The 13,629-nt window shown below is 67.4% G+C and carries 15 protein-coding genes; 11 read left to right on the forward strand and 4 right to left on the reverse strand.

The features are described 5' to 3' along the window. Both Q8K49_RS11685 and Q8K49_RS11690 read right to left on the reverse strand, forming a co-directional pair. The gene (locus Q8K49_RS11685) at positions 1-1,869 is read right to left on the reverse strand and encodes a tetratricopeptide repeat protein (protein WP_305306256.1); all 1,869 of its coding nucleotides are present in this window, start codon (positions 1,867-1,869) and stop codon (positions 1-3) included. Between the two features lie 70 nt (positions 1,870-1,939). Continuing rightward, complete coding sequence (locus Q8K49_RS11690; RefSeq protein WP_305306445.1) at positions 1,940-3,598, reverse strand: electron transfer flavoprotein-ubiquinone oxidoreductase; 1,659 nt, start codon at positions 3,596-3,598, stop codon at positions 1,940-1,942. A 199-nt stretch (positions 3,599-3,797) separates the two neighbouring features. On the opposite strand from Q8K49_RS11690, the gene Q8K49_RS11695 reads away from it, so the two are divergent. Together Q8K49_RS11695 and Q8K49_RS11700 are read left to right on the forward strand one after the other, a co-directional pair. After that, entirely contained in the window at positions 3,798-4,586 is a 789-nt protein-coding gene (locus Q8K49_RS11695; protein ID WP_305306257.1) for a uracil-DNA glycosylase family protein, read from the forward strand. 157 nt (positions 4,587-4,743) lie between these two features. Then, entirely contained in the window at positions 4,744-6,414 is a 1,671-nt protein-coding gene (locus Q8K49_RS11700) for a lytic transglycosylase domain-containing protein (RefSeq protein WP_305306258.1), read from the forward strand. A gap of 190 nt (positions 6,415-6,604) precedes the next feature. Here Q8K49_RS11700 and Q8K49_RS11705 read toward each other — a convergent pair whose 3' ends face one another. Then, on the reverse strand, positions 6,605-7,255 hold the full coding sequence (locus Q8K49_RS11705) for a glutathione S-transferase (protein ID WP_305306259.1): 651 nt from the start codon (positions 7,253-7,255) through the stop codon (positions 6,605-6,607). Between the two features lie 125 nt (positions 7,256-7,380). On the opposite strand from Q8K49_RS11705, the gene purB reads away from it, so the two are divergent. The 3 genes from purB (at position 7,381) to Q8K49_RS11720 (ending at position 9,902) form a co-directional block, all read left to right on the forward strand. After that, positions 7,381-8,682, forward strand: a complete 1,302-nt coding sequence (gene purB / locus Q8K49_RS11710) for an adenylosuccinate lyase (RefSeq protein ID WP_305306260.1) — start codon at positions 7,381-7,383, stop codon at positions 8,680-8,682. Continuing rightward, entirely contained in the window at positions 8,679-9,176 is a 498-nt protein-coding gene (locus Q8K49_RS11715; protein ID WP_305306261.1) for a DNA-deoxyinosine glycosylase, read from the forward strand. The genes purB and Q8K49_RS11715 overlap by 4 nt, the downstream gene beginning before the upstream one ends. Positions 9,177-9,293: 117 nt before the next feature. Continuing rightward, on the forward strand, positions 9,294-9,902 hold the full coding sequence (locus Q8K49_RS11720; protein WP_305306262.1) for a fasciclin domain-containing protein: 609 nt from the start codon (positions 9,294-9,296) through the stop codon (positions 9,900-9,902). Between the two features lie 109 nt (positions 9,903-10,011). Here Q8K49_RS11720 and Q8K49_RS11725 read toward each other — a convergent pair whose 3' ends face one another. Next, on the reverse strand, positions 10,012-10,335 hold the full coding sequence (locus Q8K49_RS11725; RefSeq protein WP_305306263.1) for a DUF1476 domain-containing protein: 324 nt from the start codon (positions 10,333-10,335) through the stop codon (positions 10,012-10,014). Positions 10,336-10,608: 273 nt separating this feature from the next. Here Q8K49_RS11725 and purC point away from each other — a divergent pair, with 273 nt between their 5' ends. The 6 genes from purC to Q8K49_RS11755 all read left to right on the forward strand — a co-directional run bounded on the left by purC (position 10,609) and on the right by Q8K49_RS11755 (position 13,614). Beyond that, on the forward strand, positions 10,609-11,367 hold the full coding sequence (gene purC, locus Q8K49_RS11730) for a phosphoribosylaminoimidazolesuccinocarboxamide synthase (protein ID WP_305306446.1): 759 nt from the start codon (positions 10,609-10,611) through the stop codon (positions 11,365-11,367). Then, positions 11,367-11,618, forward strand: coding sequence for a phosphoribosylformylglycinamidine synthase subunit PurS (gene purS, locus Q8K49_RS11735; protein ID WP_305306264.1), 252 nt, complete (start codon positions 11,367-11,369; stop codon positions 11,616-11,618). Before purC ends, purS begins: the two co-directional genes overlap by 1 nt. Then, complete coding sequence (locus Q8K49_RS11740) at positions 11,615-11,746, forward strand: hypothetical protein (protein ID WP_292063118.1); 132 nt, start codon at positions 11,615-11,617, stop codon at positions 11,744-11,746. The genes purS and Q8K49_RS11740 overlap by 4 nt, the downstream gene beginning before the upstream one ends. 56 nt (positions 11,747-11,802) lie before the next feature. Next, positions 11,803-12,282, forward strand: coding sequence for a YbhB/YbcL family Raf kinase inhibitor-like protein (locus Q8K49_RS11745; protein ID WP_305306265.1), 480 nt, complete (start codon positions 11,803-11,805; stop codon positions 12,280-12,282). A gap of 45 nt (positions 12,283-12,327) precedes the next feature. Continuing rightward, positions 12,328-12,990, forward strand: coding sequence for a phosphoribosylformylglycinamidine synthase subunit PurQ (purQ, locus tag Q8K49_RS11750; protein ID WP_305306266.1), 663 nt, complete (start codon positions 12,328-12,330; stop codon positions 12,988-12,990). 75 nt (positions 12,991-13,065) lie between these two features. Further along, on the forward strand, positions 13,066-13,614 hold the full coding sequence (locus Q8K49_RS11755) for a sugar O-acetyltransferase (RefSeq protein ID WP_305306267.1): 549 nt from the start codon (positions 13,066-13,068) through the stop codon (positions 13,612-13,614). The last annotated feature ends 15 nt before the right edge of the window (positions 13,615-13,629 follow it).

The raw sequence follows: 13,629 nt of genomic DNA on the forward strand, positions 1-13,629 counted from the left end.
TCAGGATTGGCCGGCGGACACCGGCGGCGCGACCGACAGGCCGTTGGCCAGCTTCTGCTCCACCTCAGCGCGACGTTCGGCGTCCGGGTCGAGGGTGAGAACCCGGTTCCACTGCCATTCGGCCTCGCGGCGGCGGCCAACCTGCCAGTAGGCGTCGCCCAGATGATCGACGATCTCGGCATTGGCGGGTTCCTTGTTCACGGCGCCCTCCAGGGTTTCGACAGCGATGTCGTACTGGCCCTGACGGAACTGGGCCCAGCCCAGCGAGTCCTGGATGTTGCCGTTCGTGGGTTCAGCGGCGTGGGCCCGGGCCAGCATCTCCGCCCCCTGCTCCACCCGCCGTCCGGTATCGACCCACATATAGCCGAGGGAGTTGAGCAGGGACGGGTTGTCCGGCGCGGCCTGAAGGGCTGCCCACAACTCGGCCTCGGCCTCCTCGATCCGGCCGAGCTCCTGCAGTGTCAGGCCGCGGATTTCCCGAATATCCGGATGGGCCCGCGCGGCGTTCGCGCTGGGATCGTCTATTGCCGCAAGAGCTTCCTCATGGCGGCCAAGGTCGTTCAGCTGGGCCGTCAGCAATCGGATAATCTGGGGCTCGCCGGGCGAGACCGCGCGCGCTTGCTCGAAGGCGGCGAGCGCCTCGGCAGGGCGATTTTCGCGCGCGTAGCTGACCCCCATGCCAACCTGGGCTTCGGCGTATCGGACCGGGCTCTCCGGCCCGATCCGGGCGAAGGCCACGCGGGCGTCAGCCTGTTGGGTTCCGGCGGCCAGGGCCTGCCCCAGATACAGGGCGATCTCGTCGTCCGGATGCAGATTCTCCGCCATCCTCAGGTAGACGACGACCTGCGACCGGGCCTCGGGGTTGGAACCGAGGAAGCTGGCCGCAAACCTGAGTCCCTGGGCTGCCAGTTCGGTCGGCGTGGGCGCTGCCGGCGGGCGGGTCCGGACCAGATTCCGGGCCTCGGTCGACGTGCCCGATCCCTCTGGCGAGACTGCATCGAGCACCTGTTGGTAGTAGGCAAGGGCTTCGGCGTCCCGGCCGCGCCGCTTCAGGAAGTCGGCGTAGTCCCGCGCGAACAGCTGGGTGGCGATCGGGACCTCAAGCAGGGTCTGGAAGGCAGCCTCGGCCTCGGCATAGCGGCGGCGGCTTTCCAGCAGCCGGGCGTGCTGGTGCAGCAATATCAGGGTGGCCGGATCGCTGGGCGCCAGCGACACCGGCCTCAGGGCGGCGTCCCAGTCGTTCGCCGCGGCGGCGACCGGCGCCCGCAAGAAGCGCGCCGCCATTGCAAACGCCTCGTCAAAGTCGCCCGACTCAAGGATCGCCAATGCGGACCGGGCATCGCCGCGTTGCAGGGCATCGACCGCCCCGGCGAGTCGCCCCGCGTCGGCGAGCGCCGGTTCATTTCGGAGGGCGGGCGAAATCCGGACGATGGTGTCGAGATCACCGGCCATCAGGCCGGCGCGGAAGGCGTCGAACCCTACCCGAGGCTGTTCCGGGACCAGGCTCTGGCTCTGCGCCAGCAGGTCCGAGCCCTCGGTGTAGTCGCCGCGGAGGCTGGCGAGTAGACCGGACAGGTAGAGGCCGTAGGCGGACTGTCCTGCCGCATCGACCGGCACCGGCGCCCAGACCGCGGGGATGGGCGCAGCGACGGGTTCGGCCGGCTCTGCCACAGCCGGCTCCGCCGGGATCACGAGGGGCGGCAGGATATTGCCCGGCCCGGGCGCCTCGTTCTGAGGGACTGGGGTTGCGACCGGCGGCTGGGTCATCGACGGATCGACGATGATCGGCGCGTCCTGCGCCTTGGCAGGGATGGCCAGCGCGGTCAGGGCGCACGCGGTCAGGAGCAGGGATAGTCGGGAAAGACACATGACTGCGAACCTTCCCGCTTTATGAGGCGGCGACAAGGCCTCTCGCCCGCCCCAGGAAGATTTGGGTGCGTCACATATTCGGATAGTTCGGTCCGCCGCCGCCCTCGGGCGTAGTCCAGACGATGTTCTGGGACGGGTCCTTGATGTCGCAGGTTTTGCAGTGGACGCAGTTCTGGGCGTTGATCTGGAAGCGCGGATTGTTCCCCGCCTCGTCGTACAGCACCTCGTAGACGCCCGCCGGGCAGTAGAGGCGCGCGGGTTCGCCGTATTCGGGCAGATTGACCCGGATCGGGATGGACGGGTCCAGCAGCTTCAGGTGCGCGGGCTGCTCCTCGGCGTGGTTGGTATTGGAGATGAAGACCGACGACAGTTTGTCGAACGACAGCTTTCCGTCCGGCTTGGGATAGGCGATCGGCTTGTGTTTCGCGGCCTTTTCGGTTGAGGCGGCATCGGTTTTTCCGTGCTTCAGCGTCCACGGCAAGTTCACGCGGAAGGCCGATGAGAACCACATGTCGAACAGGCCCAAGGCCCCGCCCAGCGAGGTGCCGAAGCGCGAAAGATAGGGTTTGGCGTTCCGGACCTGTTTCAGCTCGCGATAGACCCAGCTCTTCTCATAGGCGATCTGGTATTCGACCAGTTGATCGCCCGACCGGCCCGCCTGCACCGCGTCATAGGCGGCGTCGGCGGCCAGCATGCCGGTCTTCATGGCGTTGTGGCTGCCCTTGATGCGCGGGACGTTCACGAAGCCGGCGGAACAGCCGATCAGGACGCCGCCGGGGAAGGACAGCTTGGGCACCGACTGGAATCCGCCCTCGGTGATTGCCCGCGCGCCGTAGGAGATGCGGGTTCCGCCCTCCAGATGCTCGCTGATCGCCGGGTGATGTTTGAACCGCTGGAACTCGTCGAACGGCGACAGGAAGGGGTTCTTGTAGTTCAGGTGCACGACGTAGCCGATGGCGACGTAGCGATCGCCGAAATGGTACATGAAGCTGCCGCCGCCCGTGAACTCGTTCAGCGGCCAGCCGGTGGTGTGTTGAGCCAGGCCGGGGCGATGCTTTTCCGCCGGAACCTGCCACAACTCCTTGAGGCCGATGCCGAATTTCTGCGGATCGGCGGCGTCGCAAAGGTTGTGGCGGGCCATGATGGTTTTCGCCAGCGAACCGCGCACGCCCTCGGCGATGAAGACGTATTTGCCGTGCAGTTCGATGCCCGGCTGGAAGTCGTCGGTCGGCTTGCCGTGGCGGTCGATGCCGAACACGCCGGCGACCACGCCCTTCACCCGGCCGCCCCCCGACTCCGGCGTCTCGTCCCAGACCACATGGCTCGCTGCCATGCCGGGATAGACCTCAACGCCCAAGGCCTCGGCCTGTTCGCCCAGCCAGCGGGAAAGGTTGCCGAGAGAGGCGATGTAGCAGCCCTCGTTGTGCATCATCGGCGGCAGCAGAGCCATTGGCAGGGACGCCTGTCCCGCCGGGCCGAGGATCATGAACCGGTCCTCGGTCACCGGTGTCTCCAGCGGGGCGCCGCGTTCCTTCCAGTCGGGGAACAGTTCGTTCAGGGCTTTGGGGTCGATCACGGCGCCGGACAGGATGTGGCCGCCGACCTCGGCGCTCTTTTCCAACACGGCGACGGTGATTTCCTTGCCGTCATTCTCCGCGCGCTGCTTCAGCCGGATGGCGGCCGACAGGCCGGCGGGGCCGCCGCCGACGATGACGACGTCATACTCCATCACTTCGCGCTCGACCCCGGCCAGAGCCTCGGCGGGCGGCAGCTTGTCGATCACGGCTTCCTGCCAGGCGTTGGTTGCGCCGCCTTCGATGGCGTTCTCTGCCATGGTGGATGTCCTCGCGCTCAGTGGGATCTTGCTGTTTTCCGCTTATCGGAAGGTGACGCAAGGGTGGTCAAGGACTATCCCTGTGCCGAGCACCATGAGCCCTCCTTCCCTCGACACCGCCAAAGCCGAAAGCCTGCTCGCCTTCTGGCGCGACGCGGGGGTGGACGCCTGTTTCGAGGACGCTCCGGTGGACCGCACCCATGTCGCGCCGCCGCCGGCCGTCAAGGCGGTGGCCAAGGCCACAGCCTCGGTGACGCCCATCGTTGCGACCGGCGACGCCCTGGCCGAGGCCCGGCGGCTGGCGGCCAGCGCGGACACGCTGGAGACCCTGGGCCTGGCCATCGCGAGTTTCGAGGGCTGTCCGTTGCGAAGCATGGGGGCGAAACAGGCGGTGTATTGCCGCGGCAATCCCGAGGCCGAGGTGCTGGTCATCGGCGAGGGCCCCGGCGCCGAAGAGGACGAACGCGGCCAGCCCTTCATCGGCAAGGCCGGGAAACTGCTGGACCGGATGCTGGCCGAGGTGGGACTCAAGGGTCGGGTGTTCATCACCAACACCGTCTTCTGGCGGCCGCCGGGCAACCGCACGCCGACGGCGGTGGAACAGGCGGTCTGTGCGCCCTTCGTCGAACGCACCTTCGCCTTGTTGAAGCCGAAGGCGGTGCTGTTGCTGGGCGCGGCCTCGGCCAAGTCGGTGCTGGCGACCGACGAGGGCATCATGCGGATGCGCGGACAGTGGCGGGAATGGCGGCTGGCGGAAGGCGCCGTGTCCGCTCCCGCCCTGCCAACCCTGCACCCCGCCTTTCTGCTGCGGCAGCCCATCGCCAAGCGCGAGGTCTGGGCCGATCTGCTGTCACTCGCGGCGCGGATCGAGGCCGACGGTTAAGCTCGTTCACTCTTCAGACTCAAAACTGCCCCAAAAAGGGGTGAAATATTGACATGGGCCGAGGCGCTGGCGCCTTTCTGGCCTGACGACCGAACGAACAGCGCGAATTGGCCCGAGTCGAGACGGGTCGGTCGCCGCTCTCAGGGGGGCCGCCTTAGTGCGATTTGATTTCCGCCGCGCGATGTTCGCGCCGACGCTGGCCTTGGCGTTGTGCGCCCTGGCCGGCGCCGTGCACGCCGAAGAGGGCGACCGCCGCGCGCCTTCCACGCTGAGCGCCGCGGACCGCCTCAACTACACCACCGCCTTCGACGCCCTGCGCCGTGGCGACCTGGATGCCGCCCGGGCCTCGGCGCGTCAGGCCAGTGACCGCGTTCTGCTGGGGCAGGTCGAATTCGAGCGTCTGTTTCACGCCGACTACACGGCCACCTACGAAGAACTGACCGCGTGGCTTGAAGAGTATTCCGACCTGCAATGCGCCGAACGCGCCTGGACTCTGGCCATGCGCCGCCGCCCCGACGGCGCGGCCGAGCCCCGGCAACCCTCGCGGATGGGCGGCGGACGCCAATGGAACCGCATCGAGGCCGCCGGCGGCAATACCGAGGACGATCCGATGAAGGCGGCCCGGGTCGCCCTGAACCGCGACGACCTGGGCGGCGCTGTCGCCATCGGCGAGCAGATCGGCGACTGGTGGACGGTCGGCCTGGCCCAGTACCGGCTGGGCGAATTCGCCGCCGCCAAAATCGCCTTCGAACGGGTTCTGGACGATCCGACCGAGGATGGCTGGGTCCGTTCCGGCGCCGCCTTCTGGGCCGCGCGTTCAGCCGGGCGGTCAGGCCAGCAGGACCGGGTGCAACCCCTGTTGCATCGTGCAGGAACCTGGCCCGCCACCTTCTACGGTCAGATCGCCCTGCGTCAGCTGGGCGAAGATCCGGCGATCGAGAACCTGGGACCGACGCCCTATGCGGCGGGAAATCTGCAGCGCGTCTCCTATCAGGCCGAGGAACCCATCGGCGTCGACGCCGACGAGCTGGACGAATTCATCCGCTCCGAGCCCCGCGCGCGCCGCACCGTGGCCTTCTTCGAGATCGGCCGCCGCGGCGATGCGCGTGAGGAACTGCGGACGGGCCTGCGGGCCGCCGTCACCGATCGGGGCCGCCGGCTGTGGGCCGCCCTGGGCCGGGCGCTGGGCCCGAGGGTCACCGGCTCGGGCGACGATGTGCGCCGCATCGACGCCACTCACTACGCTCAGCCGGTGATCGAGCCCGATGGCGGCTTCACCGTTGAGCGGTCGTTGGTCTACGCCATCGCCCGCAAGGAAACCGGCTTCAACGCCCGCGCCCGTTCAGGGGCCGGCGCCTATGGCCTGATGCAGGTGATGCCGACCACCGCCGCGGAACTGACCGGCGACCGGAGCTTCGTCAGCGATCCCGAGCGGCTGTTTGAGCCCAACGTCAACGCCCGTCTGGGTCAGGCCTATGTGCACAGGATGTTGGTGCTGCCGGCGATCAACGGCGATCTGCTGCGAGCCGCGGCGTCCTACAACGCTGGTCCCGGCCCCATGGTCATGGCGGTGCGCAAACTGGGCCAGGACGCCGATCCGCTGCTCCTGATCGAGATGATCGACGTGCCGCAGGCCCGGGAGTATGTGGAAAAGGTCGTAGCGGCCTACTGGATCTACCAGCGTATGAACGGCCGTCCGCTGCACACTCTGGACGCCGTGGCCTCGGGCGCGACGTCGATCCCGCTGTCGCTCGACTATGTCGCGCCGCCGCCAGTTCCGGCTCAGCCGCTGGAAGTGGCCTCGGTTTCGGCGGTCAGCGCCAACTAGGTGATGCTGACCAGCAGCAGGGCCGGCAGGCAGCAGGCGATCACGATCATCAGACCATAGACCATCAGGCTGGGACGGCGTGCTCCGGGTTGTTCGGCGGGCATGGACATCGGCGGACCCCTGAACGCTCCTGCGTTCCTGAAGCCTCAGAGATACCGCTGTTGTCTTAAGACCCCGTTCCGGGGGTCGGTTAACGGTTCGACAGCGCCTCGGCCGACCATTCGAGGAAGTCGGGCTGGGCCAGCAACGCGTCGCAATAGGCCGCGGCCACCCCGTCGTCGCCATGGGCGGCGAGGTCGATCTGGAAATGCCGGAACCGCGTCGCCACCGGGGTAAAAAAGGCGTCCGGCACAGACCATTCGCCGAACAGAAACGGCCCGCTGGCGCCGAAGCGGCCGCGCATCTCTTTCCACAGGCTTACGATGCGGCGGATGTCACGGTCGATCGCCTCGCCTGTGGGCGGTGGAGAGCGGTCCGGTCCGACCATGGTATGGTCGGGACCCATGCCGCATTCGGTGCGCAGATCCATGAAGCCGCCGTGCATCTCGCAGGCCGCCGACCGCGCCAGCCAGCGGGCGTGAGCATCGGCGGGCCACAGCCGCGTCTCCGGGTAGCGTTCGGCGCACCAAACCGAGATGGCCATGGAATCCCAGACGGTCACGCCCTCGACCCTGAGCAAGGGAACGAGGCGGGACGGCGAAATCTGTTCCAGCTCAGCCCGACCCTCGGGCGAATAGATGTCGATCTCGCGCACGGTGAAGTCGGCCTTGCACCGCTTCAGCACCAGCCACGGCCGCAGCGACCAGGTCGAATACAGACGGGGTCCAATGATCAGTTCCATGGTCGCGCTCCACAATGGTGACGCTCATGCATAAGGCGCTTGGGGGTGGCTCGCCAATCAGTTCGGGGCCGTCCGGCACAAGCGGCGCTTGACTCGACGGCGCCCTCGCCTGACACCCCGCCCCCATGATCAGCCGCTATTCCCGCCCCGCCGCCGTCGCCATCTGGTCCCAGGAGACCAGGTACCGGATATGGTTCGAGATCGAAGCCCACGCCGCCACGAAAATGGCCGAGCTGGGGACCATCCCGGCCAGCGCCGCCGAGGCGATCTGGGCCAAGGGCAAGGATGTGGTGTTCGACGCCGACCGCATCGACGAGATTGAACGCACCACCAAACACGACGTCATCGCCTTCCTGACCCATGTGTCCGAGATCGTCGGTGAGGAAGCCCGCTTCCTGCACCAGGGCATGACCTCGTCGGACGTGCTGGACACCTGTTTCGCGGTGCAGCTGGCGCGGTCCGCCGACCTGTTGGTCGAGGGCGTCGATCGCGTGCTGGCGGCGCTGGAGAAGCGGGCCAAGGAGCACAAGCTCACCCCTTGCGTCGGTCGCAGCCACGGCATCCACGCCGAGCCGGTGACCTTCGGGCTCAAACTGGCCGGCTATCACGCCGAATTCCAGCGCGCAAAACGCCGCCTGCTGACCGCCCGGGAAGAGATCGCCACCTGCGCCATCTCGGGCGCCGTCGGCACCTTCGCCAACGTCGATCCGGCGGTGGAGGCCTATGTCGCCGACAGGATGGGCCTGGCCGTCGAGCCCGTCTCGACCCAGGTCATCCCGCGCGACCGCCACGCGGCCTTTTTCGCGACCCTGGGCGTGGTCGCTTCCTCGGTCGAGCGGCTGGCGGTCGAGATTCGCCACTTGCAACGCACCGAGGTGCTGGAGGCTGAAGAACCGTTCGATCCGGGCCAGAAGGGCTCGTCGGCCATGCCGCACAAGCGCAATCCGATCCTGACCGAGAACCTGACCGGCCTGGCGCGGCTGGTGCGCTCTGCGGTGGTTCCGGCGATGGAGAATGTCGCCCTGTGGCACGAGCGGGACATCAGCCATTCCTCGGTCGAGCGGGGCATCGGCCCGGACGCCACGATCCACCTGGACTTCGCCCTGCACCGGCTTGCCGGCGTGGTCGAGCGGCTGCAGGTCTATCCCGCCAATATGGAGAAGAACCTCAACCTGCTGGGGGGGTTGGTGCATTCGCAACGGGTCATGCTGGCCCTGACGCAGGCGGGCGTGTCGCGCGAGGACGCCTATGCCGCGGTTCAGGAGAACGCCATGACGGTCTGGCGGGGCGAGGGCCGGTTCCTGGACCTCCTCAAGGCCGACGCGCGGGTGACCTTGCCGGCAACCCAGCTCGAGGCGCTGTTTGATCTGGGGTATCACACCAAGCACGTGGACACGGTGTTCGCGCGGGTGTTTGGGGCCGCATGACCCTGAAGCGCGCCTTCGACCCCGTCGTCGATACGCGCACCCGTCTGCTGATCCTGGGCAGTCTGCCCGGCGACGCCTCGTTGAAGGCGGGCCAGTACTACGGCCATCCTCAGAACGGTTTCTGGCGGCTGGTCGCCGGGGTGATCGGGGTCGACCTCATCGCCCTGCCCTATGCCGAACGGCTGGAGGCGCTGAAGGCGGCGGGCGTGGGTCTGTGGGATGTGATCGCCAGCGCCGAGCGGCCCGGCAGTCTGGACGGCGCCATCCGCAACGCCGAGGCCGCTGATCTGAACCGGCTCATCGACAGCCTGCCGGCGCTGCGAGCCGTCGCTTTCAACGGCGGGACGGCGGCCCGGCTGGGCCGACGCAGCCTGACGCCGCGGCCGGGCCTCGCTCTGATCGACCTGCCCTCCTCCAGCCCGGCCTATACGCGGCCGTTGGCGGAGAAGGCGGCGGCCTGGAGCGTGATTTCAGGGGTCCTCGTCAGGCGCTGACCCGAGTGCGGTCGCGTGTCACGCCGGAAAAAGTGATCGCCGACGCATCCTTTCCGGCGCTCAACAGTACCTTTCCCCGACCCCGCCGACAGAGCGGGCTGTTCAGGAGACTGCGTCATGAATATCACCCGCTACGCCGCCCTCGCCGCCGCTTCGACCGTGGCTCTCGCGCTCGCCGCCTGCACCCCCGCCGCTGATAAAGCCGCGCCGGCTGACGCCGCCGCCATGGCTCCCGCAACAGCCGATCCGATGGTCGGCGGCGCCGCGATGAGCCCGAACGACACCATCGTCGCCAACGCCGCCAAGGCCTCGACCCTGACCACCCTGGTCAGCGCCGTGCAGGCCGCAGGCCTCGCAGAGACGCTCTCGGGCGCCGGTCCGTTCACCGTCTTCGCGCCGGACAACGCCGCCTTTGAAAAGGTCCCGGCCGCCACGCGCACAGCCCTGATGGCCCCGGCCGGCAAGGCCGCCCTGACCAAAATCCTGACCTACCACGTGGTGCCCGGCCGCCTGACCGCCGCCGACATCGCCACACAGGCCCAGGCCAACGGCGGCACCGCCACCCTGACCACGGTCCAGGGCGAGACGCTGAAGGTCGCAGCCGGCCCGAACAACACCTGGGTCATCACCGACGCCAAGGGTGGGACCTCGACCATCCGCCAGGCCGACGTCGCCCAGTCGAACGGCATGGTTCATGTCATCGATACGGTCCTGATGCCCAACTGACCGTCCCGGCGCGCCCTCACGCGCCGGAGCCGCCGGGCGGCCCCGACCCGGCAAACGAAAGGGCCGCCCCTCGGGGCGGCCCTTGCTGAATTCATCGCTGGTGGGCGGACTATTCGTCGTTGCGAATCTGCTCGCGCGCCACCGAGGACAGTTCGTCCATCTTGCGGCGGATTTCGCCCTCGGAGACGGTCAGGCCGGCCCCTTCCAGGTCCTGGGCGATCTTGCGGTAGACGTCTTCCTCGCCCGGCTGTTCAAAGTCAGCCTTGACGATGGCGCGGCCGTATTCCTCGGCGCGATCTGCGTTCAGCCCCATCTTCCCGGCGGCCCACAGGCCCAGCAGCTTGTTGCGCCGGGCAACGGCCTTGAACTCCTGCGCCTGATCGAGGGCGTATCTGGATTCGAAGCCCTTTTCACGATCGTCGAAGGTCGTCATGGGTGTTGCAAGGCTCCGTCAGGCGGCCTGAAAGCGCGGCCGCAGTCGAGGTGGTCTATAGCCACCCCATGGCCGAACGCAACCGGAACTCGCCGGGTTGCGACACCGCATCGAGCGGCGTTGTCGCAGCGCCGTCGGTTTGTATCGCGGCGCCGCATCCGCTAAGGGTTCCCGCGACTTTTTCCCGCCCGCCCGATTCCGGATTGAGCCGCCCAGATCTCCATCTGGTCGCGCGATAGCCGTTTCCGACGCGCCCCGCCCGGACCAACCATGATGAACGTCAAGCGCAAGAAGATTTACGAGGGCAAGGCCAAGATCCTCTACGAAGGACCTGAGCCCGGCACCCTGATCCAGTATTTCAAGGACGACGCCACCGCCTTCAACGGTGAGAAGAAGGCGCAGCTGGAAGGCAAGGGCGTCATCAACAACCGCATCAGCGAGTTCGTGATGTCGCGCCTGAACGGCATCGGCGTGACCAACCACTTCATCAAACGGCTGAACCTGCGCGAACAGCTGATCCGCGAGGTCGAGATCATTCCGCTCGAGGTCGTCTGCCGCAACATCGTCGCCGGCTCGATGAGCCAGCGGCTGGGCATCGACGAGGGCACGCCCCTGCCCCGTTCGATCATCGAATTCTATCTCAAGAAGGACGAGCTCAACGACCCGATGGTCACCGAAGAGCACATCACCGCCTTCAACTGGGCCACGACCCAGGAGCTGGACGACATCCTGGCCATGACAGTGCGGGTCAACGACTATCTGTCGGGCATGTTCGGCGCCGTCGGCATTACCCTGGTGGACTTCAAGATCGAGTTCGGCCGGGTGTGGGAAAACGACTTCTCCCGCGTCCTTCTGGCCGACGAGATCAGCCCCGATTCCTGCCGCCTGTGGGATACCAACACGGGCGAGAAGCTGGACAAGGACCGCTTCCGCCGCGATCTGGGCAATGTGATCGAAAGCTATACCGAGGTGGCCCGCCGCCTCGGCATCATGAAGGACATGCCGACTGTGATTCAGGGGGGATTGCACTGATGGCCCCCCCGAAAAGCGTAAAGGTCAAGGTTCACGTCTTCCTCAAGCCCGGCGTGCTGGACGTTCAGGGCAAGGCCGTCGAGGGCGCGCTCCACGGGCTGGGCTGGTCCGGCGTGTCCGACGCCCGCGTCGGCAAGCTGATCGAGTTCGACCTGGACGGCGCCGCGGACCCGGCTGCCGAGGCGAAGACGATGTGCGAACGGCTGCTGGCCAATACGGTGATCGAAAGCTACCGCATCGAGGTCGCGTGAAACGGCTGATCCAGTTCTCGGTCGCGGCCTTCGTCCTGGTCGGCGTGCTGATCTTCGCCGCTGCGTTGGCGGGCGGCCTGACCGACGATTCAGCCTTCACGCCCGCGGCCAAGGTAGCGGCTCACTAGCGACGCGGACCGCGATCATGCGTTAGGGTCAGTCCAGCCGCAGCGAGGAGCGCCCCATGACCTTCACCGTCACCTCCACGGGTTTCATAGACGGCGGCGCCCTGCCGGACACTCAGGTGCAGGCGAAGGGCAACCGGTCGCCCCAGCTGAGCTGGTCCGGCGCTCCGGAAGGCACGAAAAGCTTCGCCGTCACCTGCTACGACCCCGACGCGCCGACCGGCTCGGGCTTCTGGCACTGGACCGTGGCCAACATCCCGGCTGATGTGACCGAACTGGCCGAAGGCGCCTCGTCCGCCCGCCTGCCCAAGGGCGCGGTCGAGGGCCGTACAGATTTCGGGAAGCCCGGCTTCGGCGGCGCCGCCCCGCCCCCGGGACACGGCCCGCACCGCTACACCTTCACAGTCTTCGCCGTGGACACGGACAAGCTGGATGTGACGCCGGAGAATTCCGGCGCCGTGTTCGGCTTCAATCTGCATTTCCACACCTTGGCCCGGGCCTCGATCACGGCGACGTACGAGAACGCCGGTCAGGGCTGATCCGGCGCCCTGACATCGCCGCCGAACGATGCTAGAGGCGCGCCCATGAGCGCAGCCGTCATCGTCTTCCCGGGTTCCAACTGCGATCGCGATTGCAAGGTCGCCATCGAACGCTCGACGGGCGAGCGGGTCGAAATGGTCTGGCACCAGGAGACGGAACTGCCGTCGGGCCTCGATCTGATCGTCCTCCCGGGCGGCTTCTCCTACGGCGACTATCTGCGCTGCGGAGCGATGGCGGTGCAGTCGCCGGTGATGCAGGCGGTGAAGAAGGCCGCCGAAGACGGCGTGGCCGTGGTCGGAATCTGCAACGGCTTCCAGATCCTGTGTGAGGCCGGGATGCTGCCGGGGGCGCTGCTGCGCAACGCCGGCCTGAAATATGTCTGCAAGCCCGTCAGCCTGACCGTGACCAACGGCCAGACGCGGTTCACCGCCGGCTACCAGGGTCAGCGCGAGGTTGTGATGACCCAGGGCAACGGCGACGGAAACTATTTCGCCGACGCCGAGACCCTGGCCCGGATCGAGGGAGAGGGGCAGGTGGTGTTCCGCTATGTCGACAACCCCAACGGCTCGGTCGCCGACATCGCCGGGCTGCAGAACGCCCGGGGCAATGTGCTGGGCCTGATGCCGCACCCGGACCGGGCCTTCGAGGAAGAACTGGGCTCCGCCGACGGCGCGACCCTGTTCCGCAGCATTTACGCGGCCGCGTAACGCTTCTGCGGACTTGACCCGGCGCATCCTGTCGGTCGATCTCCAAAGGCAGAGACCGGGGGGCCACCGATGTTCATGAGCGAACGCCAGAAGATGATCTCGGGCCTGCCGTATGATCCCGGCGATCCCGAGCTTCAAGCTGACCAGACGTCCGCCAAACAATGGATGGCGCGCTACAACGCCGCCATGGCCGCCAGTCCCGCCGAACGTCGCGACCTGCTGCGCCAAAAGATGGGCGAGGTCGGCGAGGGCGCGATCATCCGCCCGCCGTTCCACTGCGACTATGGCTACAACATCCGCCTCGGCCGCGGCGTTTTCATGAATTTCAACTGCGTCGTGCTGGACACCTGCGAGGTCGAGATCGGCGACCAGACGCAGATCGGGCCGGGGGTGCAGATTCTCACCGCCGACCACCCGCGGGATTCAGTCCAGCGGGCCGAAGGCGTCGAGTTTGGCAAACCGGTCACCATAGGCCGGAACGTCTGGATCGGCGGCGCCGCCATCATCCTGCCGGGCGTCACTATCGGCGACGACGCAGTGATCGGCGCCGGTTCGGTCGTCACCCGCGACGTGCCCGAGGGGGCGACGGCCATGGGCAATCCAGCGCGCCTGAAGAAGGGCTGATCGCGCGGTAAGCCC

It is taken from the genome of Brevundimonas sp. (assembly GCF_030682035.1).
GTDB lineage: Bacteria > Pseudomonadota > Alphaproteobacteria > Caulobacterales > Caulobacteraceae > Brevundimonas.

Coding starts and splice junctions, on each gene's coding strand:
- Q8K49_RS11715 (WP_305306261.1), top strand. CDS start 8,679: ATGACCCTGAAGCGCGCCTTCGACCCCGTCGTCGATACGCGCACCCGT.
- Q8K49_RS11720 (WP_305306262.1), top strand. CDS start 9,294: ATGAATATCACCCGCTACGCCGCCCTCGCCGCCGCTTCGACCGTGGCT.
- Q8K49_RS11690 (WP_305306445.1), bottom strand. CDS start 3,598: ATGGAGTATGACGTCGTCATCGTCGGCGGCGGCCCCGCCGGCCTGTCG.
- purS (WP_305306264.1), top strand. CDS start 11,367: ATGGCCCCCCCGAAAAGCGTAAAGGTCAAGGTTCACGTCTTCCTCAAG.
- purC (WP_305306446.1), top strand. CDS start 10,609: ATGAACGTCAAGCGCAAGAAGATTTACGAGGGCAAGGCCAAGATCCTC.
- Q8K49_RS11695 (WP_305306257.1), top strand. CDS start 3,798: ATGAGCCCTCCTTCCCTCGACACCGCCAAAGCCGAAAGCCTGCTCGCC.
- Q8K49_RS11755 (WP_305306267.1), top strand. CDS start 13,066: ATGAGCGAACGCCAGAAGATGATCTCGGGCCTGCCGTATGATCCCGGC.
- purB (WP_305306260.1), top strand. CDS start 7,381: ATGATCAGCCGCTATTCCCGCCCCGCCGCCGTCGCCATCTGGTCCCAG.
- Q8K49_RS11685 (WP_305306256.1), bottom strand. CDS start 1,869: ATGTGTCTTTCCCGACTATCCCTGCTCCTGACCGCGTGCGCCCTGACC.
- purQ (WP_305306266.1), top strand. CDS start 12,328: ATGAGCGCAGCCGTCATCGTCTTCCCGGGTTCCAACTGCGATCGCGAT.
- Q8K49_RS11725 (WP_305306263.1), bottom strand. CDS start 10,335: ATGACGACCTTCGACGATCGTGAAAAGGGCTTCGAATCCAGATACGCC.
- Q8K49_RS11745 (WP_305306265.1), top strand. CDS start 11,803: ATGACCTTCACCGTCACCTCCACGGGTTTCATAGACGGCGGCGCCCTG.
- Q8K49_RS11705 (WP_305306259.1), bottom strand. CDS start 7,255: ATGGAACTGATCATTGGACCCCGTCTGTATTCGACCTGGTCGCTGCGG.